The sequence below is a fragment of the Betaproteobacteria bacterium genome (genome assembly GCA_016791345.1).
GTDB lineage: Bacteria > Pseudomonadota > Gammaproteobacteria > Burkholderiales > JAEUMW01 > JAEUMW01.
Window position 1 is genome coordinate 1 of sequence record JAEUMW010000419.1, and the last position, 1,714, is coordinate 1,714.

General features: G+C 69.1%; 1 protein-coding gene. It reads left to right on the forward strand.

Annotated features, from left to right (window positions below):
- Positions 1 to 1,714 (forward strand): aminomethyl-transferring glycine dehydrogenase (gene gcvP / locus JNK68_15945; GenBank protein MBL8541836.1); only part of this gene is annotated, 1,714 nt, incomplete at both ends.

Consider the following 1,714-nt stretch of genomic DNA (forward strand, 5'->3'; position numbering starts at 1 on the left):
GGCCTGCGCCGCCTGCGCTGCGACGTCGCACACGACGCCTTCTTCGACACGCTCACCGTGCGCACCGGTGCACGCGCCGCAGCCGTGCGCGCGGCCGCCCGCGCCCACCGCATCAATCTGCGCGAAGTCGATGCAGAAACCGTCGGCATCACGCTCGACGAGACGACGACGCGCGCCGACGTGGAAACGTTGTGGTCGCTCTTCGCGTCCGCCAACGCGGAGTTGCCCGCGTTCGCCGGGGTCGAGCCTGCGACGCCGTCCGCGATTCCGGCCGCGCTCGCACGCACGAGCACCTTCCTCACCCATCCCGTGTTCGGCGCGCACCGCTCCGAAACCGCCATGCTGCGTTATCTGCGCAGCCTCGCGGACAAGGATCTCGCGCTCGACCGCACCATGATTCCGCTCGGCTCGTGCACGATGAAGCTCAACGCGACGACCGAGATGATCCCGATCACGTGGCGCGAGTTCGCCGGACTCCACCCCTTCGCGCCAGCCGATCAGGCTGCAGGCTACCGCCAGCTCATCGCGGACCTCGAGCGGATGCTCTGCGCGTGCACCGGCTACGACGCGGTCTCGCTCCAGCCCAACGCCGGCTCGCAGGGCGAGTATGCCGGGCTGCTCGCGATCCGCGCGTGGCACGCGAGTCGCGGCGAGGGGCATCGCAACGTCTGTCTCATTCCCAGCTCGGCGCACGGCACCAACCCGGCGAGCGCGCAGATGGCGGGCATGCAGGTGGTGGTCGTGCAGTGCGATGCGCGCGGCAACGTCGACCTCGCGGATCTCGCGGCGAAGGCGGAAAAGCACGCCGACCACCTCGCCGCCATCATGATCACCTACCCTTCCACGCACGGCGTGTTCGAAAGTCAGGTGCGCGAGATCTGCGAGCTCGTGCATGCCCGCGGCGGGCAGGTGTACATCGATGGCGCGAACCTCAACGCGATGGTCGGCCTGTGCCAGCCCGGTCAGTTCGGCGGCGACGTCTCGCACCTCAACCTGCACAAGACCTTCTGCATTCCGCACGGCGGCGGCGGTCCCGGCGTCGGGCCGGTGGCGGTCAAGGGGCATCTCGCGCCGTTCCTGCCCGGGCACGACGTGGCGGGGGTGCCCGGCATCGGCGCGGTGTCGGCGGCGCCGTGGGGCAGCGCCAGCATCCTGCCCATCAGCTGGGCGTACATCGCGCTCATGGGCGCGGCGGGCCTCAGGCGCGCAAGCGAGGTCGCAATCCTCAACGCGAACTACGTCGCCGAGCGCCTGGCGCCGCACTTCCCGATCCTGTACACCGGCGAGCACGGCCGCGTGGCGCACGAGTGCATCGTCGATCTGCACGCGCTCACGGACAGGACCGGGATCACCGTCGAAGACGTGGCGAAACGCCTCATCGACTTCGGCTTCCATGCGCCGACAATGTCGTTTCCGGTGGCGGGGACGCTCATGATCGAGCCCACGGAGAGCGAATCGAAAGCCGAACTCGACCGCTTCTGCGACGCCATGATCCGCATCCGCCAGGAGATTCGCGAGGTCGAGGCCGGCACCCTGGATGCGAAGGACAACCCCCTGAAACATGCGCCCCACCCCGCGCAGGTGCTCGCTGGCGCGTGGTCTCATGCATACTCGCGCGAGACGGCCGTGTTTCCGGTCGCGTCGCTGCGGGCGAACAAGTACTGGCCGCCCGTGGGGCGCGTCGACAACGTCTACGGTGACCGTCATCTCGTGT